This is a genomic window from Tenacibaculum sp. DPLXC6, assembly GCF_056815515.1.
This window is the reverse complement of the sequence record NZ_CP141806.1, coordinates 2,798,036-2,820,765: the sequence shown is the minus strand read 5'-3', so window position 1 is coordinate 2,820,765 and position 22,730 is coordinate 2,798,036. Positions and strand designations below refer to the sequence as shown.

The following is a 22,730-nucleotide window of genomic DNA, read 5'->3' as shown; positions in this document are numbered from 1 at the left end:
TTGTATTACAAGTTATACTTTACTGTAAACATGGCGACTCTAGGCTGAATTACATACGAAGAATTACTTACATAAATATCATTACTACTATTCTGATTTAGCCCTCTTGAATTTAATAGATTTGTTATCCCTATTTTATACTCCCATTTACTATCTTTCTTTTGATACGTTAAATCTGCTCTTAAAAAACTATAATTATCAATTGTTTCTCCATTATTAAGTACTCTGTTATATGTATATTTTGATGTAAAAATAAATTCTTTTAAGAAAAAAGCATCGAAATTTATATATGGACTATGTGTTGTAAAAGTATTTTCTACCCCTCCAATATCTGAGTTATTGATAGACACATTATAACCTACATCAAAATTCGGAGCTTCTTTAAAGTTTGTACTAAATTTTGAGGTATATGTTTGTGAAAATGTTTTAGCTAATCGATTTCTTGTTTCATTCGTTTGACGATCAGTAATTAAACTATTCGATTTTCCATAAGATACATTTCCTCCTAATCGCAGCTTAAACTTTCTAAAGCTCTTTTGAAAGTTTGCTCTTGCTGAAATAGACTCATCAGGAAAAGCAGAGTTTACCGAAGTTCTTACTTGATTAACATCAATAAACTCTGTATTACTCTTAATTTCTTTAATACGTTTACTATAGTTAATTGACCCAAAAACATTGGTGTAATTAAACATATTAAAACTAAAATAATTCAAATTTATGTTATGGTATAATGAGTTTTCAAGAGTTCTATTTCCTGAATATAAGCTATTGTAATTATTAAAAACATAACCTTCTGCTAACTTATTTACATCAGTAAAACTAGTTTGCATAGCATAGTTTAAACGTAGTGTTTCAGATTTTTTTAAGTTAATTTTCACAGAAGCATCTGGCAAAAATTTAGTGAAACTATTTTCATAAACCGACCCTAACTGAGTGTTTTTTGACACATAGTTATGTAATGTAAAACCTTGATTAAAGGTAAATATTCCAGTAATAAACTTATAATGTAAACCAACATACAAATCATCAAAAGAAAAATCAACGTTATTTATTGTTGAGGGTTCTAAAACTTCATTTTTATTACCGTCTAAAACCTCAAAAATGGTAGAGTTAAATTGCTGATTACTCAAAGTAGATCCTAGTGTAACATTTAAATTACTTTTTGAGTTTAACACATAATAGTAATCTAGTTTTGCATCCAGTTTATTTGTTTTTATTCTTTTATTCTGACCTACATTAAATAAATTATGATCTCCTGGATTAGGATTAACATTGGTTAATGACAACAAGTTATAAAAAGATAACTTTTCCAGTTCAGCATTATAAAACGGATCTTCATTTTGCCATAAATGCTGTGCTTCAAAAGCAAAAATATTTTTATCGTTTAGCGTATAATAGTAGTTTAAATTTTGATTAATAGAAAAAGGACTTTGCTCTGAAATTTGATTAATCGGTACAATTTCATCATCTGCATTTAAATATGTTCTTGATGACATTGTTGATTGCAATTGTTCTTGTTTAGATACTTTTGCAAAAATATCGTAATCTAATTGATTATTTGCATTAGGCTTATAACTAGAACTCAACTTAAACAATCCTAAATCACTTATTTGATTTATTTGATCCTTTGTTTTTTCTGTATTAATATATTTTATTGAAGATGGATTGTTTTGATCATATTCAGATATACTATTTTTATCAATCCCTGCATTGGAATATAAACGCTCGGTGGTTTCTTCCATATCTGTTTCATTTCCTGAGTAGATGGCAAACCCACTAATATCCCAAGTTTTTTTTGGAGAATAGCTAAAGTTTAAGGCTCCAAATTTTGATTCAATTTCTTTCGCTCTATTATTTCTTAAGGTTAAAAAAGCAATATCATTAGATCCTACATTAAAGTTTGTTCCGTTATTATCTCCAAATTGCCTAAAACCTCCAGTAAATTTAAAATAGTCTCTCATTGTAAAAGGTACTTCTCCAATATTATTTACATCAGTTATAATATTTAAACTGTACTTCGGACTATAATAAAACAACTTTGGATGAGCTATATATCGACTATCTTCCATAGCCAATCCTAAACCAGCCGAAATTTCACCAAACCAAAAGTTCTTTTTTCCTTCTTTTAACTTAATATTTATAACTACGTTATCCTCATTATCGGTAACACGACTCATTTGCCCTACTTCACTATGGTTTTTGAGTACTTGGACTTTATCTACTGCATTTGCAGGAATGTTTTTAGTAGCTAATTTAGAATCTCCGTCAAAAAAGTCTTTTCCTTCCACCATTACCTTTTTTACAGTTTTCCCCTCTACTTCAATTTCACCATCGTCGTTTACCTCAACTCCGGGTAACTTTTGAAGTACATCCCCTAGTTTTTTTTCCGTTCCACTTTTAAAACTATCTGCATCATATACTATTGTATCCCCTTTAACAGTTACAGGCATTTTATAAGTAATATTTACTTCATCTAAACTATCGTCTTCTTCTAAAACAAGGTCTTTAAATAAATTATTATCTTTTGTTTCTACATCAACTTCTTCTGTTTTCAAACCTATATAACTTACCTTTATGCTATAAGTAGTATTTTGAGCTAGGTTTAACTTATAATTGCCTTTAGCATCTGTAAAACCATAAGAGTCTAGTTTTTTAGTAGTTTTATTAATAGCAATTACATTCGCCATTTCTAGTGGAGTTCCAATACTATCTTTCACAACTCCTTTCAGTGTAACTTGGGCATTAGTAACCCATGTAGCTATGAATATAGCTATGAACAATATTTTTTTCATTACTTGATTTTATTATTAAGTAGGTTGTCTTTAAAACCATAACCCTACAGTAAATAAGAGCTAGAGTTTAAATTTAATACAGGAAGACTACCCTTGTATTTCTATTTGAAAAGAGTTTCCGTCTTTACTTTTTCGTCTGTTTTTAAAGCGTTCCATCATATCCTTAGTATGTTCATCCATTATATCATCAAACTCTTTTTGAGTAACTTTCTTCCCCTTTTTAGGCTCTTTTATTTCTACTTTTTCTGACGGATTTAAAACAATTTCTGTGCAGGCAATCGTTTGTTTTCCGTCTTGTACCTCTAAAATCAATCCTGGCAATCCCCAAAACTGCCCTGGGCCATTGCTAATAGGTATTTCAGGTGTATACCATGCTACGGTTTCAATAGTTACTTCTTCTTTTTTCTCTTCTGTTTCTCCATCTGTCATAGACATTGAAGTTCTGGTCTCTTTTCTAGTTTTAGTAGCTTTATAGCAAGTATAATTTCCAATGTTCTTAGTTTCCCCTGTCATTTTCCAATCAAAATTCTCTAACTTATCTTTTATTAAAAAACGTTTACCACTAATCTCCGTTTTGTTTATATAGCTTTTACTCTTTATGTTTTTATACAAAACATCAGTTCCACCTCCACTACCCATCACTTGAATTTGTATCCCTGCTACTTGAGCTTGTGGTGATGAAAGCTTTTTATTTTGTTTGTATGTAGATGTTGACTTATCGAAGTTTAACGTATATGTTTGCTGCAATTGCTTCATTAATTGTGCTTGTAATTTTTTTTGCATTTCAGAATTTGAAGCTCCTTTACCATTATCTATTTTAAGATCAACCTTTCGATGTGTCTTATAAATAGCTTTTCCTTGGAAGTTTTGTGAAAACATTGATGCACTTAGCAACAATATTAATAATGTGATATTTCTCATTTCTTTAGTTTTTATATTCAACACTACAAATATGCTTAGTGATATTATCTTTTTGAGTTAATGAGTGTTAACGAGTGTTAACCGATATTTTTTATTCACTATAACACTTTATCTTTGAAACATGAATACAAAAAAACACCGCTGGATATTATATTTAATTAGCGCTACAATTGTTGTTACAATTTTGATACAGTTTTACTGGAACTACAAAAATTACCAACAAAACAAGCAACGTGTTATAAATGAAATTCAATTAAGTTTAGACAATGCTGTTGAAGAGTATTACGCTGCTTTAACCAAGCAAAACTTTTTTGCAATAGTAGAATCTGATGAAACAACTTCTAAAAATAATTTGAGTGACAAAAACATTTGGAAAGAAGTTTTCTCTTCCCAGATCGATAAGAAAAAGGATAGTATACAATTTAAAGTTTCCTCTTTTGATATAAAAACTGACAGCCCCAAAGAATTCAAGAAGATGAACTCCTATTTTGTTGACTCGCTTCTTAATGACGTGAAGCTTGAGATTAATGACTCCACTACTAAAAAGTATTCTAAAATTACCCAGATTACTCAATTTAATAAAGACCATACATCTGGTATCCATCTTGATTCTTCAGGAAATAAAGAGGTAAAAGTTTTTAAAGGTAAAAAAGCTACAGACAGTCTTAAATTAATAAAAGGACTACAAACCATTTATATTTCTGTTCAAAATGACTCTTTAGATCATGTAAAATTGGATTCAATTATAAAAAAGCAATTAACAACTAAAGGCATTTCAACTCTTTTCTACTTAAACCATTTTAAACATGATACGTTATTTTACTCTTCAAAAAAAGAAGGAACACCTACTCTAGACCTACAAAGCAATGCTAAGTCTACTTATGTTAAAAGTGACGAAAAACTATCCCTTTTATACGATAATCCTTCAAATGAAATTCTTAAAAGGAGCTCAACAGGAATTATACTATCTCTTTTACTTTCACTGGCAGTTGTAACAAGCTTATTTTACCTATTAAAAGTTATCAATCAACAAAAAGAACTAGCTGAGATTAAAAATGATTTAATTAGCAATATTACTCACGAATTTAAAACACCTATAACTACTGTTTCAACCGCATTAGAAGCTATTAATAATTTTAATGCTATAAATGACAAAGAAAAAACAAAAAAATACATTTCTATTTCATCTGTACAGATAGAGAAATTACATTTAATGGTTGAAAAATTATTAGAAACCGCTACTCTTGATAGTGAAAAATTACTTTTAAAGAAGGAGTCTATTAATTTAGTTGAACTGATAGAAAACAATGCTAAAAAGCATCAGTTTACCAACTCAAAAAAAACAATTCAATTCTCTTCAAACAAACCTGAAATAATCACAGATATTGATATATTTCATTTTGAAAATGCTATTTCAAACTTATTGGATAATGCTATCAAATATGGCGGAAACAAAATAGAGGTACATATTAACCAAGTATTAAACGCTATTGAAATAACTGTAGCAGACAACGGTAAGGGAATTGACAAAAATCAACAAGAAAAGATATTCGATAAGTTTTATCGTATCCCAAAAGGAAACACCCATGACGTTAAAGGCTTTGGTATCGGTTTATATTACACTAAAAAAATTATTGAAAAGCATGGCGGGACCATAGCACTGACTTCAAAACCTAATAACACCCTTTTTAAAATTGTTCTAAGTTATGAGTAAGATTATCAAAGTTCTATTAGCAGAAGATGAGCCTAGTTTAGGACAAATTGTAAAAGAAAGTTTAGAAACTAGAAATTTTGAAGTTTTTCATGCACTTAATGGTGAAGAAGCTTATGAATTTTACCAAACTAACTCTCCTGATATTCTAGTTTTAGATGTAATGATGCCAAAAAAAGATGGTTTTACTCTTGCTAAAGAAATACGACAGGAAAACAAACACCTTCCTATTATTTTTTTAACTGCAAAATCGCAAGCTAAAGATGTTGTTGAAGGTTTTGAACACGGTGGAAATGACTACCTTAAAAAACCATTTTCAATGGAAGAACTGATTATTCGCATTCACTCACTGTTAAACAGGGTTGAATTAAAAAAGAACTACGATGCAATTAGCATTGGAAACTATACTTTTAATTACACGAAACAACTGTTGTCTTTTGATGATGATATTAAAAAACTAACACACCGTGAATCTGAATTACTATTCCATTTACTACAAAAGAAAAATGAAATTTTAGACAGATCTTTTATATTGAAAAAACTATGGGGAGATGACGATTTTTTTAATGCTCGAAGTATGGATGTCTTTATTTCTAAGTTACGAAAGAAACTAAAACACGATGAAAATATTCAAATTGTAAATGTAAGAGGTTATGGTTATAAATTGATCTGTTAAATTGTTTATGAATTCCTTTTTTTATGTAATTTTACCCTCCCCTAATCTGGCAGTGCCAGCGATATTAAAAAACATTTTACACAGACAATTATGCACGTAGCAATTGCCGGAAACATTGGCGCGGGTAAAACCACTTTAACAAAATTATTAGCAAAACACTACAATTGGGAAGCTCATTTTGAATCAGTTGACGAAAATCCATATTTAGACGATTTCTATGGCGAAATGGAACGTTGGTCTTTTAATTTACAAGTTTACTTTTTAAATAGTCGTTTTCGTCAGGTACTAGAGCTACGTAAATCTGGTAAGAAAATAATTCAAGACAGAACTATTTATGAGGATGCACATATTTTTGCTCCTAACTTACATGCCATGGGATTAATGACTAATAGAGATTATAGCAATTACTCTTCTCTATTTGAATTAATGGAAAACTTGGTAACCCCACCAGATTTATTAATTTATTTACGTGCTGATATTTCTACATTAGTAGGTCAAATTCATAAACGTGGTAGAGAATATGAAAACTCTATAAGTATTGATTACTTAAGCCGATTAAACGAACGTTATGAAGCTTGGATTAGTCAATATACCAAAGGAAAATTATTAATTATTGATGTTGACAATTTAGACTTTGTAGACAATCAAGAAGATTTAGGCTATATCATCGACAGAATAGACTCTCAAATAAACGGATTATTTTAAGTCTTAAAAACTTAAAGCTACAATAAACAAACCCTTTGCTTTCAAACTAAAGAAACAAAGGGTTTTCTATTATCTCTATACTTTTCGTAAAGCTTAAAAAAACTCTCTTTTAGAACAAACTAATTACTACTATTTAAAGACTGCTATAATTTTAAAATTGTACCTCCCTTTTTTATAAATAGTCACGTAGTCACCTTACTTTTTATTATCAAATAGCTAATATTTGCGACAATTCATTTAAGAAACTTGTTAAAAAACAAGCCTTTTAACTTCTATTAGTTTAATGATTTACAGGTAGCTGAAAATGTAATCTTTAAACTTAAAAAAAGAAATAGAGTAAGCAATTAATCTAAAATTAATAATTATGAAGAAAACATTTTTTTTACCAAAAGGATTAGAGAAGTTCTCAGACTTACAAACGGACAATTTAGACCTTATTAAAGGAGGTGCTATTTATGTTGAAGAAGAAGTTTATTACCCTACTAGTGGTGGAGGAAGAGTATGTCCTGACGGATTAGTTTGGAGTGATAAGCAACAAAAGTGTGTTAGATTTATAGAAATGGATGCTGAAAAAGAAGTATCTAAACTATAGAACAACTTATAATAATCTTTTCAAGGAAATTGTATCTCTATATAATTTCCTTGTTTTAATCAACATCATTTCAAATTATGAACTTTAATTCTTTAGCCATAAAAATTGCTAGCAGGTGCAATCTTAATTGCTCATACTGTTTCATGTACAACCTAGGAGATACTACCTACAAAAACCAGCCTAAATTTATGTCTACTGAAGTAGTTGATAATATCATTGAAAAAACCAAAAACTACATAAAAAAATATCAGAAAAAAGAGTTTTCTTTTATTTTTCATGGAGGAGAGCCTCTACTTGCTTCCAAAGATTTTTATATAAAATTTGTTAACAAGGTGAAAGAAATTCAAAACGAGCTTACCGATGTTTCTTTTTCATACGATTTACAAACAAATGGTGTTCTTTTAGATAAAAGTTGGATAGAACTATTTAAAAAACTAGACATTTACCCTAGTGTAAGTGTTGATGGAACAAAAAAAGCACACGATATGTATCGAGTAGATCATAAAGGAAATGGCAGCTACGATACAGTTTTTGAAAGTGTTAAATTATTAAAAAATGAAATGAATTTTGCTGATATAGCTTGTGTAATTAACATTAAAGAAAACCCAAAAGATATTTATGATAGCTTTAAAGAAATGAATGTTAGTTATGTAAATTTTTTAATTCCTGACTACACACATGACAATTTCCCTTTCGATAAAGACAAAACCTTAATGGCTGATTGGTTAATTAATTTATTTGACATTTGGATTAAAGATACGAAGCGATTTAAAATCCCATTATTTTTAGGCTTGTTAAACTCTCTAATGAGAGTTAATGAAAAAGCAAAAAACGAATCAACCGTTTTAGTTATCGAAACTAATGGAGAAATAGAGGCTATTGACTCTCTTAAAGCTTGTGGTCACGGTTTTACTAAAACGGGACTCAATATTAAAAAGAACAATTTTCAAGATATACAACATACCTCTTTAGGTAAATTATACTTTAACGATTTCAACACAAAGCTTTGTACACAATGCTTAGAATGTCCATTAAATGAAATTTGTAAAGGAGGGAGATTAGTTCATCGTTATAGCAAAAAAAATGGTTTTAATAATCCTTCAGTTTATTGTAATGACTTAATTAAGCTAATAGCTCATATACAAAAGTTCTTTATATCTTGTTATCCAGAACTGCATAAAAAAGAGAATATCGAACCAATAAAACCAATTGAAATTACAAATTATCTTTCAACTTTTGCTCAAAGTACTGATACACCATACAAAGAAGAATTGGAAGCTTTCTCTAAGAAAAATAAAGCACTAGCTATCTAATTGTATTAAACCAAATTTCTTTTAAACTCACTTAGCAGTATAGCTGTAGCTGTGGCGACATTTAAACTTTCAGTTTTCTGTAAATCACCAAACCTTGGAATAGTTACACTATTCTTTACGATCTCTGCAACTTTAGGTGAAATTCCATTTGCCTCATTTCCCATTACTAAAACTGCTTTTTGAGGTAATGATGTAGTATATACATTATCTCCATGCATGTCTGCCGTATAAATAGGCAATGAAGTGTTTGTTAAAAACTCAGGCAAGTCAACATATGAAATCTTAACTCTTGTTAACGACCCCATACTAGATTGTACAACTTTTTGGTTATAACAATCAACTGTATTCTTAGAGCACACTAATTCAGAAACCCCAAACCAATCACATAAACGAATAATTGTTCCTAAGTTTCCAGGATCGTTAATTTCATCAAGAGCAACTATAAAATTACTCCTATCAATTTCTTTTTCTTTAGGAATCTTAAATACCCCTAAAACTTTATTTGGTGTTTTTAGGGTACTTATCTTTTTTAGTTCTTTTTCAGAAATCAAAGTAACCTCAACATTTTTAGAAGAAATAAATAACTCATCTGTAGTATACAGCTGTTCTAGTTCTAAAGAAGAGGCTAGTAATTCTTTAACTACCTTTACCCCTTCTGCAACAAATAATTGATGCTTTTGCCTATACTTTTTTTGCTGTAAACTAGTTATTAACTTTATATTGTTTTTAGATAAACTCATTAAATTGTTTTTAACACTCTAAAACCACTAAAAAATAGTATTTTTGATTCTTAATACGAGGCGTAAAGTTAATGAAAAAACTTTCTTTCTTCTTTTTATTAGTAGTCTTATTCAGCTCTTGTAGCACGATTAAATATGTTAAAGAAAACGAGTTATTGCTAGCCAAAAACACGGTATACATTGACAGTGTAAAAAACTCAAGCGAAAATATTACTGAGCTATTAATACAACGTCCTAATGCTAAGGCTCTAGGTATGCCTTTATCATTACATTTTTATAATTTAGGTAACCCAGAAGCTCCGAAAACACCAAGCGAATGGGCTAAAAAGCACCCAAAAACCTATAACTTTTATAAAAATGTTTTTTCCGAAAAACAGAGTATTGCTGTAGCTAAGACATTTATAGGATTTAATAATTGGTTTATAACTAGTGGACAAGCTCCAATTATAATTGATGACAAAAAAACCAATAGGACTGTAGATAACTTAAAAGCTTACTTCCAAACTGAAGGATATTTTAGAGCAAAAGTTTCTTCAAAAAAAGATACTATCGGTAAAAAGAAAGGAGAAATTAGTTACCATATTACAAAAGGAAATCCTTCTTACCTTGACACTATAAAAACCTTTATTACATCACCAGTTTTAGACTCTCTATATCAGATTTCAAAAAACAAAAGCTATTTAAAATCTGGAGACCATTATAAAAATGACAACTTTATAAAAGAGGCTAATCGACTTGTAAAACTTTTCAGAAACAAAGGAATATATCAATTCAATGAAAACTATATTTCATTTGAAAATGACACTTTAAAAAATTATGAAAAAACTGATGTAGATATTAATATTTCTGACAAAACTGTCCCTTTTCAAATTCAGAGAGTAAAAAAAGTAAATGTTTTTACCGATTATACCTACAACACAAGAAACTCTGAACACAATGATACTACCTCTTATAAAGGGATTAACTTTTATGCACTTAAGAAGTTAAAATATAACCCTAAGTATTTATCACAATCTCTATTTATAAAGCCCAATACAGTATATAGTGATTCATTAAGGAATTTAACTCGTACACATTTAAGAGGCCTGAAAAATTTCAAAGCCACTTCTATTCGATATAGTGAACTAAGTAAAAATGAGCTAGAAGCTAATGTGTATTTAACTCCCATTGAAAAATATACTTTAGGATTTGAAACTGAACTATCACGTTCAAACATCCGTAACTTTGATGTTTCTTTAAAGTTTTCATTAACAAATAGAAATACTTTCAAAGGAGCTGAACTTTTTAAATTATCAGCTTTTGGGTCTTACTTCAACTCCAATAATGGTCCTGGTTGGGAAATTGGTTCTGATATTTCATTAGAAGTACCTCGCTTTATGGCTCCTTTCGGGCTAAATAAACTAGTACCCAAAAGAATGTTTCCAAGAACTAAGTTTTATTCAGGAATTGGAATTCAAAAAAATATTGGTTTAGATAAACAAAACATATCTGTTGGAATAGATTACAAATGGGACTATGACAAGAAAAAGTCTATTCAATTGGAGTTATTAAACACTCAATATATCAGAAACTTAAACGTTGACAATTATTTTTCTATTTACAATTCAGAATATCGAAAATTAGCTGAAGTTGCCGAAATTTATGACCCTTCATATTCTTTTCCTGATAACACACCTAGTAGCTCTAATGAGATAATTAGTTTTGTTTCAAATGTGCTTACTGATGCTGATTTTGCAGCTTCAAACCCTACTGAATTTCAAAATGTTTTAAACCTTGCTAACAGGTATAACATTGTGACTTCTGACTTTTTAATCCCTGAGATAGCATACGGTTATACCTACAATAATCAAGAAAGCATTAAAGACGCTAGCTTTTCTTTTTTTAAGTTCCGAATCGCTAATTCAGGGAATATCATGGGGCTTCTATCTAAAAAAACAAACAGTTCCGGTCAAAAAACCGTATTCAAAATCCCTATCGCTCAATACTTTAAAACGGATATCGAATACAAAAAATATTGGGATTTAGGTGATAACAATGTATTAGCACACAGAACTTTTCTTGGAGCTATTTTTACTTACGACAATTCTGGTGTTCCTTTTTCTCGTAGTTATTTTGCAGGAGGTTCTAACGATATACGCGCCTGGAGAACATACGATTTAGGACCTGGTACAAGAGCACCTGTTCTTGAGTACAACATAGGAAGTTTAAAGTTTTTAACTAGTTTTGAGTACCGTTTTGATGTTTTTGGTTCCTTAAAATCTGCATTATTTGTAGATGCAGGAAATATCTGGGACATAACTAATACAGAATTTGTTGATGACCCAGCTAAATTTAATGGTTTTAAATCTTTAAAAGATATAGCTGTTGGAGCTGGTTTCGGACTTCGTTATGACTTTAAGTTTTTAATTGCTAGATTAGATTTAGGATTCAAAGCACACGAACCATACTTAACTAATAATAAGTGGTTTCAAAACTTCAATTTCTCTAACTCAGTACTAAATATAGGTATTAATTACCCCTTTTAACAAAGTACTTTCTGTTAAAAATTTATCGCAACTTGTATAAAAAAGTGTAGATTTGTTCCGTAATTTATGTAACACACTACTAAACAAATAAAAAATGATTAAACCTGGAGTTGCCACCGGAAAAGAAGTTCAAGAGATTTTTGAATTAGCAAAACAAAAAGGCTTTGCATTACCAGCTGTTAATGTTGTAGGATCAAACACTATTAATACTGTTTTAGAAACAGCTAAAGAACTTAACTCGCCTGTAATAATCCAGTTCTCAAATGGAGGTGCTCAATTCAATGCAGGTAAAGGCTTATCAAACGACAACGAAAAAGCTGCTATTGCAGGTGCAGTAGCTGGTGCAAAACATATACATTTATTAGCAGAAGCATACGGAGTTCCTGTTATTTTACATACCGATCATGCTGCTAAAAAATTATTACCTTGGATTGATGGTTTATTAGATGCTAGTGAGCAATTTTATAAGGAAACAGGGAAGCCTTTATATAGTTCTCACATGATTGATTTGAGTGAAGAACCTATAGAAGAAAATATCGAAATTTGTAAAGAATACCTTGCTCGTATGAGTAAAATGGGAATGACTTTAGAAATTGAATTAGGGATTACAGGTGGTGAAGAAGATGGTGTTGATAACTCTGATGTAGATGTATCTAAACTATATACTCAACCTGAAGAAGTAGCATACGCTTATGAAGAATTAATGAAAGTAAGCTCACAATTTACAATCGCTGCTGCTTTTGGTAATGTACATGGTGTATACAAACCAGGGAATGTAAAATTAACTCCTAAAATATTAAAGAACTCTCAAGAATATATTTCAGAAAAATATAACGTTCCTCATAATACGATTGATTTTGTATTCCATGGAGGATCAGGTTCTACTTTAGAAGAAATTCGTGAAGCTATTAGCTACGGAGTTATTAAAATGAATATTGATACAGATTTACAATATGCATTTACAGAAGGTGTTCGTGATTATATGAAAGAAAAATCTGCATATTTGCAATCACAAATAGGTAACCCAGAAGGTGATGATGTTCCTAATAAAAAATATTACGATCCTCGCAAATGGTTACGTGAAGGAGAACAAACTTTTAAAGCTAGATTAAAGAAAGCTTTTGAAGATTTAAATAATGTGAATACATTATAATATTCTTTGAAAAAGGAAAACCAAACAACTAAAGAATAAAAAACTAAATTATGGCTTGGTTTAAACGTACAGACAAAGGGATTCAAACCCCAACAGAAGAAAAAAAAGACACGCCTAAAGGCTTGTGGTATAAAACCCCTAGCGGAAAAATAATTGATACCGACGAATTAAAAAAGAATTTATACGTAAGTCCAGAAGACGGATACCACGTACGTATAGGTAGTAAAGAGTACTTTGAAATCTTTTTTGATGACAATAATTTCAAAGAGTTAGATCCAAAACTATCTGCTAAAGATCCTTTAAAATTTGAAGACACTAAAAAGTATCCTGAAAAACTAAAAGCAGCTCAGAAGAAAACAGGTTTAAAAGATGCTGCACGTGCTGCCGTTGGTAAATCAATGGGAAAAGATTTAGTAATTGCGTCGATGGATTTTGCTTTTATTGGTGGATCTATGGGAAGTGTTGTTGGTGAAAAAATAGCAAGAGCTATTGATTACTCTATCAAAAACAATATTCCTTTTTTAATGATTTCCAAATCAGGAGGAGCCCGCATGCAAGAAGCCTTACTTTCTTTAATGCAATTAGCCAAAACTTCTGCAAAACTAGCACAATTAGCAGAAGCTAAAATTCCATACATATCTTTATGTACCGATCCAACTACTGGAGGAACCACAGCTTCATTTGCCATGTTAGGAGACATTAACATTGCAGAACCAAATGCTTTAATTGGATTTGCAGGACCACGTGTAGTAAAAGATACAACTGGTAAGGATTTGCCAGAAGGTTTCCAACGTTCTGAATTTTTGTTAGAACATGGATTCTTAGATGCTATTTACGAACGAAAAGACTTAAAAAAACAGGTAAACCTATATTTAGATTTAATACAAAACCAACCTGTAAGAGCATAACAAAAAAGCTAGCGTTTGCTGGCTTTTTTGCTTTCTAACTTTTTCGTTATCATTCCAAAAAATAATCGTACATTTGCAACTTCAATGTAATAGCATTGAGTACATAATAATCATTTAAATAATATTGGCATGTATTTAACAAAAGAAGTTAAAGAACAAATCTTCGCAAAACACGGTAAAGGAGCAAATGATACTGGTACTGCTGAAGGACAAATCGCGTTATTTACGCACAGAATTAACCATTTAACTGAGCACTTAAAAAGAAATCGTAAAGATTTTAACACAGAGCGTTCATTAGTACGTATGGTAGGTAAGCGTAGAAGCTTATTAGATTATCTTAAGAAAAAAGAAATCAACAGATATCGTGCGATTATTAAAGAATTAGGAATTAGAAAATAATTCTACAGAAAAAGAGGCTCTATAAATGTGCCTCTTTTTTATTTTAAACTAAATAGTATTTCTGACTAACAACCAGAAATTTATATATAAAAAGCTCAAAATTACTAACAACAATTTTGATTTTCCATTGGAGCAACAACAACACAACAACAAAAAAACGAATTAAAATTTAGAAGAATTAATTTATGATTCCAAAAGTATTTAACCAAGTCATAGAGCTTGGAGATGGAAGAACCATCACATTAGAAACAGGAAAATTAGCAAAACAAGCAGATGGTTCTGTTGTTGTAAGAATGGGAGATACAATGTTATTAGCAACAGTTGTATCAGCAAGAACTGCAAACCCAGGTATTGACTTTTTACCATTAACGGTAGATTACCGTGAAAAATTTGCCGCTGCAGGTCGTTACCCTGGTGGATTTATGAAGCGTGAGGCACGCCCTTCAAACGAAGAAATTTTAACAATGCGTTTAGTAGACCGTGTATTACGTCCACTTTTCCCAAAAGATTATCACGCTGAAACTCAAGTGATGATTCAATTAATGTCTCATGACGAAGAAGTAATGCCAGACGCTTTAGCTGGTTTAGCTGCTTCTGCTGCTATTCAATTATCAGACATTCCTTTTGAAACACCTATCTCTGAAGTACGTGTAGCAAGAATTAACGGAGAATTTGTCATCAACCCAAGTTACACTCAATTACAAGAGGCTGACATTGATATGATGATTGGTGCTTCTGCTGACTCTGTAGCTATGGTAGAAGGTGAAATGAAAGAAATTTCAGAAGAAGAAATGGCTGACGCAATTAAGTTTGCACACGAAGCGATTAAAGTACAATGTGCTGCTCAAGTTGCTTTAGCAGAAGCTGCAGGTAAAAAAGAAACTCGTGAGTATGAAGGTGAAAGAGAAGATGAAGAATTAGCTCAAAAAATTCACGATGCGGCATATCAAAAATGTTATGATATTGCTAAAAAAGGTACTTCTAAACAAGAAAGAGGTTTAGCTTTTTCTGAAGTCAAAGAAGAAATTACCGCTACGTTTACCGAAGAAGAATTAGAAGACTTTGGAGATTTAGTTGGAAAATACTTTAACAAAGCACAAAAAGCTGCAGTTAGAGATTTAACTTTAAACGAAGGTTTACGTTTAGACGGACGTAAAACTACTGATATTAGACCTATTTGGTGTGAAGTAGATTATTTACCAAGAACTCATGGTTCTTCAATCTTTACACGTGGAGAAACTCAAGCGTTAGCTACTGTTACTTTAGGTACCTCTAGAGATGCTAACATGGTAGACTCTCCAACATTACAAGGTGAAGAAAAGTTCTACTTACACTATAACTTCCCTCCTTTTTCAACTGGTGAAGCACGTCCTTTAAGAGGAACGTCTCGTCGTGAAATTGGTCACGGAAACTTAGCTCAAAGAGCTTTAAAAGGAATGATTCCTGAAGATTGTCCATACACTGTTCGTGTTGTTTCTGAAGTATTAGAATCTAACGGTTCATCTTCAATGGCAACTGTTTGTTCTGGTACTATGGCATTAATGGATGCTGGTGTTCAAATGAAAAAACCAGTTTCTGGTATTGCAATGGGATTAATTTCTGATGGTGATCGTTATGCTGTATTATCTGATATTTTAGGTGATGAAGATCACTTAGGTGATATGGACTTTAAAGTAACAGGTACTGCTGACGGTATTACTGCTTGTCAAATGGATATTAAGATTAAAGGATTATCTTATGAAATCTTAGTAAATGCATTAAAACAAGCTCGTGATGGTCGTTTACACATCTTAGAGAAATTAACTGATACTATTGAAACTCCTAACGAAGATGTAAAAGCTCATGCACCTAAAATGGTGAATAGAGTAATTCCTAACGATTTAATTGGAGCATTTATTGGACCTGGTGGAAAACACATCCAAGAGTTACAAAAAGAAACAGAGACTACGATTGTTATTAACGAAGACCCTGTTACAGAAGAAGGAATCGTTGAGATTTTAGGAACAAACCAAGAAGGTATAGATAAAGTTATAGCTCGTATTGACTCTATGATGTTTAAACCTGAAAAAGGTTCTGTATACGAAGTAAAAGTTATAAAAATATTAGATTTTGGTGCTGTTGTTGAATATACAGAAGCTCCAGGAAACGAAGTTTTATTACACGTTAGCGAGTTAGCTTGGGAACGTACAAACAACGTTACAGATGTAGTGAACATTGGTGATGTTATTGATGTAAAATACTTTGGTGTTGATCCTAAAACTCGTAAAGAAAAAGTTTCTCGTAAGGCATTATTACCTAAACCTGAAGGTTATGTAGCTAGACCACCTAGAGACAATAACAGAGATAATAGAGGTCGTGATAATCGTAACCGCGATAATCGTCGTGATGATAGAAAACCTAGACAAGATAAAAAAGAGTCTTAAGATTCAATTTTTAGATATAAAAAAGCAACCTAATTAGGTTGCTTTTTTTTGTTTTTATATACGTCTTAAAAAGAAGAAAGGCTGCTAAAATTAGCAGCCTTTAACTTAGAGTTGTTTCAGATCATTCCCCAATAATCATATAAAAATCTTACTCTATAAAGAAATCCACTACTATAACAGTTAAAAAATAAAATACCCTACCCTTTTTTGAAAAATTTATTTAAATAAAAAATCTTTTTTTAGCTTTTGTTTTTTTAGTTTTAGTTTTCTTTGCATCCCATTCATGAAAATACAACGAATTACATATATTTCTATAGGAACCAATCAAGGTAATAAGCTTGATAATATTCAACAAGCAATTAACTTGATTGCCGATAAAGTAGGTGCTGTATTAAAAGTAGCGTCTGTATATGAAACTGCTTCATGGGGGTTTGACAGCAATAACTTTTATAACACTTGTATTAAAGTTTCAACATATTTACCACCAGAACAACTAATACTTAGGTTACTTTCTATAGAAAAAGAGCTTGGAAGGACTCGAAAAAACTCTGAAAGATATTCTGATAGGTTAATTGATTTAGATATTTTATTATTTGATGATGAAATTATCTTCTCTAAAACCTTAATCGTACCGCATCCAAGAATGTTAGAACGTAAATTCGCTTTAGTTCCATTGGTTGAAATTGCTCGTAATGTTATTCATCCAATAGAAAAAAAGCATTTATATATTTGTTTGGAAAATTGTGCAGACACTTCAGAAATTACAAAGCTTGATATAAAATTAGAAAGACCAATTCCTATTACTGAGAAGTATAATTATATCGCTATTGAAGGTAATATTGGGGCTGGTAAAACATCATTAGCCAATATGATGTCTGATGAATTTAATGCTAAAATTGTCTTAGAGCGTTTTGCAGACAATCCTTTTTTACCAAAATTTTATAACGATAATGAACGCTATGCTTTTCCTTTAGAAATGAGTTTTTTGGCAGATCGATACCAACAACTTTCTGATGATTTAGCGCAGTTTGATTTATTTAAAAACTTTATTGTTTCTGATTACTACATTTTTAAATCGCTCATTTTTGCACAAGTCACCTTGCATAGTGATGAATATAAATTGTATAGAAAAATGTTTGATTTAATGTACAAAGAAATCACAAAGCCTGATTTGTATGTGTACTTATACCAAAACACAGAACGTTTACTAGAAAACATTAAAAAGCGTGGACGCGATTACGAGCAAAATATAGAAGCGAGTTATTTACAAAAAATCCATGATGGGTATAGCAACTTTATCAAAACACAACCTGACTTAAATATTCTAATTGTTGATGTTTCTGATTTAGATTTTGTAAACAACCCAAATGACTATGAAACTATTATTAGTAAAATAAAAAATTATAACGCATAAAAAAAGCAGCTTTTAAAAGCTGCTTTTTTTATTTCTGAATTAATTCTAATTTTTCAGCAAAGTAGTCACAAAAATCACGCATGGTTGCACTCATTTTTTCATCGTTTGTAGCTCTTTCAAAAGAATTTGCCATAGACACTAAGGTTTGATGAAAAAACTGCTTCATTTCATCTACAGGCATATCTTTAGTCCATAAATCCATACGCAATGTATCTTTTTGTTTATGATCCCAAACAGATAGCATAATTGCTTTTGAAGCTTCATCTTTTATACCTCCGTCTTCTGCGTTCCAAGTAATTTCTTCTGGAATTCTGTTTTCGTCTAACCCTACTTTAAATGTTATTTTTGATGTATGCTCTATCGCCATTATCTTTTTGGTTTATATCTTGAGTTTTTGAAGATTTCCTCTTCACTTGTTTGTAATAATTTATGCAAAGATACATCATTCTTTTGCATGTACGAACGTACGATTTGCCAACCAATCCACTCTCCTATTCTTCCTGGTGATTGACTATCCTCTTCCATATAAAACTTAGAAAAAGGAGCTAAATCTAAAAAGCGTTTATCAACATCTTTGCTTGTACTGTACAACAAATCTTTTTCTACAAAATACATCCATATTTGTTCTTCATTTCTCTCTGCCCAATCTAATTTTGTTTGTGAGTATCCTATTTTCAAGGCATCTGATGTGTTTGGTAAATAAGCATCTAACAAATACATTTTTTTCCCTCTGTAAATCATTTTATCAATAAAACTCCTTGCCATACTAGGTAACATTTGTTTACCAACAATAGCTTTAGCAACATCAACTACGATGTGTTCTTTGGTATTATTTTGTTTTACATATGCTGGATAATCATTATAAAACTCATGTTCTTTTCCTAAGTAAGAATCTAAAGAAATCAACAATAAGCTATCCGTATATACAATTCTGTTATTATAATCGATGTTTGTTAGCATAGTAATCACTTTAGGACTTACAAATCTTGGATTGTAATATTTAACATGCTTAAAAAGAGATCTTAATTGCCCTTTTTCTTCTTCTATATCAGGAAAAACCTTTTGAGTTTCAGCAAATAACTCTCGTTCGTCTTTATTATTAATCTTGTTCACCCAAACACTATCAGGCTGTGGAGGAAAAAGCATCGGATACTTTTCTTTTGTTTTATTTAATTCGTTTGGTTTAGTTGTATAAAAATCAACATCAAAGCGTTCTAAATTAATATTCACATTAATATTAGACACATCTACACCTAACTTGTTACTTTCATCATTTTTACATGAAATATTTATAAAAACTAAGACAACTAGGGCTAAAATTTTTCTCATGAACTTTAGTATATTTACATTCTAAATTACAACGTCGAAATTACTAAATTAGTTTTTACCACTTAACTGTAAACTCTTAAAATATCACAAAAATGAACACTCCTAAGGTTGCTGAACATATTATAAATTGGTTAAAAGATTATGCTACTAATGCCAAAGTGAATGGTTTTGTTGTAGGAATTTCTGGTGGTATTGATAGTGCTGTTACCTCAACTTTGTGTGCAAAAACTGGTTTACCTACATTATGTATTGAGTTACCGATTCATCAAGCTAAAAATCAAGTAAGTAGAGCATTAGACCATATAGACTGGTTAAATAACAAATTTGATAATGTTTCAATGAAACAAATAAATTTAACTCCTGTATTTGATAGTTTAGTAAATTCATTACCTCCTGTTGAAAGTGAAGAAAAACGCTTTATGGCTTTAGCCAACACTAGAGCAAGATTGCGAATGACTTCTTTATATTATTTTGCTGGTTTACATGGTTTGTTGGTTGCTGGAACTGGAAATAAAGTAGAAGATTTTGGCGTAGGTTTTTATACAAAATATGGTGATGGAGGTGTTGATTTAAGTCCTATTGCTGACTTGGTAAAATCTGAAGTATATGAAATAGCAAAATATCTAGGTATAAATAATGATATTATAGTAGCTCCTCCAACTGATGGTTTATGGGGTGATGATAGAACAGACGAAGACCAAATTGGAGCTTCATACGATGAACTAGAATGGGCTATGGAAATGCAAGATGCAGGAAAAACTGAAAGTGATTTTTCTGGTAGAGAGTTAGAAGTGTATAAAATATACACTCGTCTCAACCGAATTAATCAGCATAAAATGATTCCTATTCCTATTTGTGAAATTCCTAAAGACTTAAAGTAAATTAACCGACATCATTTGTCGTTTAATTTTTTGGTAAGCACTTTTTTTGTGCCCGTTAGAAATATTAAAAGGTAATATAACTAGCAACCTAAGTAATTCTAGAATTTGTAGCAACTTTCTCATTTTTTCTTTTATTTCTTGTTCTTTTCGCTGGTAAAGTTACAAAAAAAATGTTAAGAATGTTAAAACCCTAAATAATTAGCAGTTTATAAACCTTAGATTACACGGTTTAGTTTTTCAAAAAGGCGCTTTTTTAATCCTGTATAATTACTGATTTCTTCTAGGTTAGGAACTGCTTTTTGTTCTTGACTTTCTTGCATAATCTCTTTAATTTTCTCTTCAATTAAAACTCTACGCAAGTTTAAAATAGCATCGGTAACTAGCTTTGGAAGAATTTTAACTGTCTCTGTTACAAAAACCTCTTTACGCTCCCAATCGCTTAAATTGTACTTTTCTTCATCCATTAAAATATTAGTTACTAAACTAGATATTTGAGGATTTTCATGCATTACCAAATGATCTACTTTTATTTTTTCATCTTGATTTAATTGATGAATTAACTCATAATAAGTTAATCTAAATATTTCATTGGTAAACTCTATTTCGTCTTCTTGTAAGTTTAAATACAGCTCGTTTGATACCGTATTCTGGTATTCTTCTTTTTCTAAAAACGGGCGTCCTCTTTCGTCAACTGCCTCTACCCAGTTTACAAAATCAACAATCTCGTTACCATATAACAACAAAATCCTGATTACTTCTTTTTCAAGGATATTTAATTGATTGATGTTTTGTTGCAACTTCCCTTTTCCTCCTTTTATAGCTTCCATTGAAGCTTGTCCTTGCTCTTGAAAATATTCTGGAGGTGGTTGATTAGCGTCTTGTCCTACACTGCTCTTTCTCGTTACTGTCGCACCTTTTTTTAGTAACTGTGCAAGCTCACTAAATAGTACTCTTTCAGAAATATCCATAATACGTGCGCATTCTTGCACATACACTTCTCTCTGAATACCATCAGGAATTTTAGAAATACTCGTAACAATATCTCTAATTAATCCTGCTTTTTTAACAGGGTCGTTCGCTGCTTCCTTCATTAATAAAGAAACTTTAAACTCTATAAAGTCTTGTGACTTCTCTTCTAAATACTGTTTTAATTCAGCATTTGAATGCGCTTTGGCAAAACTATCAGGATCTTCTCCTTCTGGAAAAGCCACTACCCTTACGTTCATTCCTTGCTCAAGAATTAAATCAATTCCTCGAATTGAAGCTCTAATTCCTGCTGCATCACCATCAAAAAGTACGGTTATATTTTGTGTTAATCGGTTTACTAAGCGAATTTGATCAGGTGTTAATGCTGTACCTGAAGACGCTACTACATTTTCAATACCAGATTGGTGAAACGAAATTACATCGGTATACCCTTCTACTAAAAAACAATTATCTTCTTTAGCTATTTCTTTTTTGGCCTGATATAGACCGTAAAGAATTTTACTCTTATGATAAATATCACTCTCAGGTGAATTCAGGTATTTTGCGGCCTTTTTATCGTTAGTAAGTATTCTACCTCCAAAACCTAAAATACGTCCAGACATACTGTGAATAGGAAACATCACACGCCCTTTAAATCGGTCGAACTTTCTATCTTCTGCTCCTCCTTCTTTTACAATCGTTAAACCAGTAGATTTTAAGTATTTTAAATCATAACCTTTAGCCAACGCTGCTTTGGTAAAATTATCCCATTCGTCTTTACAATATCCTAAATCGAACTTTTCAATAGTGTCTTCTCTAAATCCTCTTTCTTTAAAGTAAGATAAACCAATAGCTCTTCCGTTTTGTGTATTCATTAATACATCATGAAAGTAGTCTTTAGCAAACTTTGAGACCAAAAACATACTTTCTCGTTCATTCATTTGCTGCTTTTGCTCATCAGACTGCTCGGTTTCTTCTATTTCAATATTATACTTTTTGGCTAACCAACGTATCGCTTCAGGATAAGTATAATGCTCGTGTTCCATTAAAAATGAAATTGCATTTCCTCCTTTTCCTGTACTAAAGTCTTTCCAAATTTGTTTTACTGGCGATACCATAAACGAAGGGGTACGTTCGTCTGTAAAAGGACTTAAGCCTTTAAAGTTACTTCCCGACTTTTTTAATTGCACGAATTCTCCTATCACTTCCTCTACTCGGGCGCTCTCAAAAACTCTATCTATGGTTTGTTGGGTTATCATATACTATAAAATACGGCTAACAA

Annotated in this window: 18 protein-coding genes; 12 read left to right on the top strand and 6 right to left on the bottom strand. The window is 31.0% G+C overall.

What is annotated here, in order from left to right; all coding sequences use genetic code 11:
* Nucleotides 1-5 precede the first annotated feature (5 nt).
* Nucleotides 6-2,792 carry a carboxypeptidase-like regulatory domain-containing protein gene (locus VCM48_RS12840; protein ID WP_482270757.1) on the bottom strand — a complete coding sequence of 929 codons (2,787 nt, stop codon included), beginning with the start codon at nt 2,790-2,792 and terminating at the stop codon, nt 6-8.
* A gap of 87 nt (nt 2,793-2,879) precedes the next feature.
* Entirely contained in the window at nt 2,880-3,713 is an 834-nt protein-coding gene (locus VCM48_RS12835; RefSeq protein WP_482270756.1) for a GLPGLI family protein, read from the bottom strand.
* A 121-nt stretch (nt 3,714-3,834) separates the two neighbouring features.
* Here VCM48_RS12835 and VCM48_RS12830 point away from each other — a divergent pair, with 121 nt between their 5' ends.
* The 5 genes from VCM48_RS12830 (at nt 3,835) to VCM48_RS12810 (ending at nt 8,710) form a co-directional block, all read left to right on the top strand.
* Nucleotides 3,835-5,427, top strand: a complete 1,593-nt coding sequence (locus VCM48_RS12830) for a sensor histidine kinase (protein WP_482270755.1) — start codon at nt 3,835-3,837, stop codon at nt 5,425-5,427.
* Nucleotides 5,420-6,100: a response regulator transcription factor gene (locus VCM48_RS12825; protein ID WP_482270754.1), complete on the top strand. Its 681-nt coding sequence runs from the start codon at nt 5,420-5,422 to the stop codon at nt 6,098-6,100. Before VCM48_RS12830 ends, VCM48_RS12825 begins: the two co-directional genes overlap by 8 nt.
* A gap of 90 nt (nt 6,101-6,190) precedes the next feature.
* Nucleotides 6,191-6,805, top strand: a complete 615-nt coding sequence (locus tag VCM48_RS12820) for a deoxynucleoside kinase (RefSeq protein ID WP_099215844.1) — start codon at nt 6,191-6,193, stop codon at nt 6,803-6,805.
* A gap of 364 nt (nt 6,806-7,169) precedes the next feature.
* Nucleotides 7,170-7,397 carry a hypothetical protein gene (locus VCM48_RS12815; RefSeq protein ID WP_482270753.1) on the top strand — a complete coding sequence of 76 codons (228 nt, stop codon included), beginning with the start codon at nt 7,170-7,172 and terminating at the stop codon, nt 7,395-7,397.
* Nucleotides 7,398-7,474: 77 nt separating this feature from the next.
* Nucleotides 7,475-8,710: a radical SAM protein gene (locus VCM48_RS12810; RefSeq protein WP_482270752.1), complete on the top strand. Its 1,236-nt coding sequence runs from the start codon at nt 7,475-7,477 to the stop codon at nt 8,708-8,710.
* A gap of 5 nt (nt 8,711-8,715) precedes the next feature.
* Here VCM48_RS12810 and VCM48_RS12805 read toward each other — a convergent pair whose 3' ends face one another.
* A complete protein-coding gene (locus tag VCM48_RS12805; protein WP_482270751.1) occupies nt 8,716-9,450 on the bottom strand; it encodes a TrmH family RNA methyltransferase in 735 nt (244 codons plus the stop codon).
* 71 nt (nt 9,451-9,521) lie between these two features.
* On the opposite strand from VCM48_RS12805, the gene tamL reads away from it, so the two are divergent.
* From tamL to folK, 6 genes are all read left to right on the top strand, one after another.
* Nucleotides 9,522-11,975, top strand: coding sequence for a translocation and assembly module lipoprotein TamL (tamL, locus tag VCM48_RS12800; RefSeq protein ID WP_482270750.1), 2,454 nt, complete (start codon nt 9,522-9,524; stop codon nt 11,973-11,975).
* A 94-nt stretch (nt 11,976-12,069) separates the two neighbouring features.
* Complete coding sequence (gene fbaA / locus VCM48_RS12795; RefSeq protein ID WP_482270749.1) at nt 12,070-13,128, top strand: class II fructose-bisphosphate aldolase; 1,059 nt, start codon at nt 12,070-12,072, stop codon at nt 13,126-13,128.
* Between the two features lie 50 nt (nt 13,129-13,178).
* Entirely contained in the window at nt 13,179-14,036 is an 858-nt protein-coding gene (accD, locus tag VCM48_RS12790; protein WP_274639113.1) for an acetyl-CoA carboxylase, carboxyltransferase subunit beta, read from the top strand.
* Between the two features lie 129 nt (nt 14,037-14,165).
* Nucleotides 14,166-14,435 (top strand): 30S ribosomal protein S15, encoded by a 270-nt coding sequence (gene rpsO, locus VCM48_RS12785; protein ID WP_133534815.1) that lies wholly within the window; start codon nt 14,166-14,168, stop codon nt 14,433-14,435.
* A gap of 185 nt (nt 14,436-14,620) precedes the next feature.
* Nucleotides 14,621-16,858: a polyribonucleotide nucleotidyltransferase gene (locus VCM48_RS12780; protein ID WP_482270748.1), complete on the top strand. Its 2,238-nt coding sequence runs from the start codon at nt 14,621-14,623 to the stop codon at nt 16,856-16,858.
* Nucleotides 16,859-17,141: 283 nt separating this feature from the next.
* Nucleotides 17,142-18,272: a 2-amino-4-hydroxy-6-hydroxymethyldihydropteridine diphosphokinase gene (gene folK, locus VCM48_RS12775; RefSeq protein ID WP_482270747.1), complete on the top strand. Its 1,131-nt coding sequence runs from the start codon at nt 17,142-17,144 to the stop codon at nt 18,270-18,272.
* 28 nt (nt 18,273-18,300) lie between these two features.
* Here folK and gldC read toward each other — a convergent pair whose 3' ends face one another.
* Both gldC and gldB read right to left on the bottom strand, forming a co-directional pair.
* The gene (gldC, locus tag VCM48_RS12770; protein WP_047788614.1) at nt 18,301-18,639 is read right to left on the bottom strand and encodes a gliding motility protein GldC; all 339 of its coding nucleotides are present in this window, start codon (nt 18,637-18,639) and stop codon (nt 18,301-18,303) included.
* Nucleotides 18,639-19,601: a gliding motility lipoprotein GldB gene (gene gldB / locus VCM48_RS12765; protein WP_121146169.1), complete on the bottom strand. Its 963-nt coding sequence runs from the start codon at nt 19,599-19,601 to the stop codon at nt 18,639-18,641. Before gldB ends, gldC begins: the two co-directional genes overlap by 1 nt.
* Before the next feature lie 92 nt (nt 19,602-19,693).
* Here gldB and nadE point away from each other — a divergent pair, with 92 nt between their 5' ends.
* The gene (nadE, locus tag VCM48_RS12760) at nt 19,694-20,482 is read left to right on the top strand and encodes an NAD(+) synthase (protein WP_482270746.1); all 789 of its coding nucleotides are present in this window, start codon (nt 19,694-19,696) and stop codon (nt 20,480-20,482) included.
* A 215-nt stretch (nt 20,483-20,697) separates the two neighbouring features.
* Here the strand turns inward: nadE and dnaG are convergent, their stop codons facing one another.
* On the bottom strand, nt 20,698-22,707 hold the full coding sequence (gene dnaG, locus VCM48_RS12755) for a DNA primase (protein WP_482270745.1): 2,010 nt from the start codon (nt 22,705-22,707) through the stop codon (nt 20,698-20,700).
* Nucleotides 22,708-22,730 lie beyond the last annotated feature (23 nt).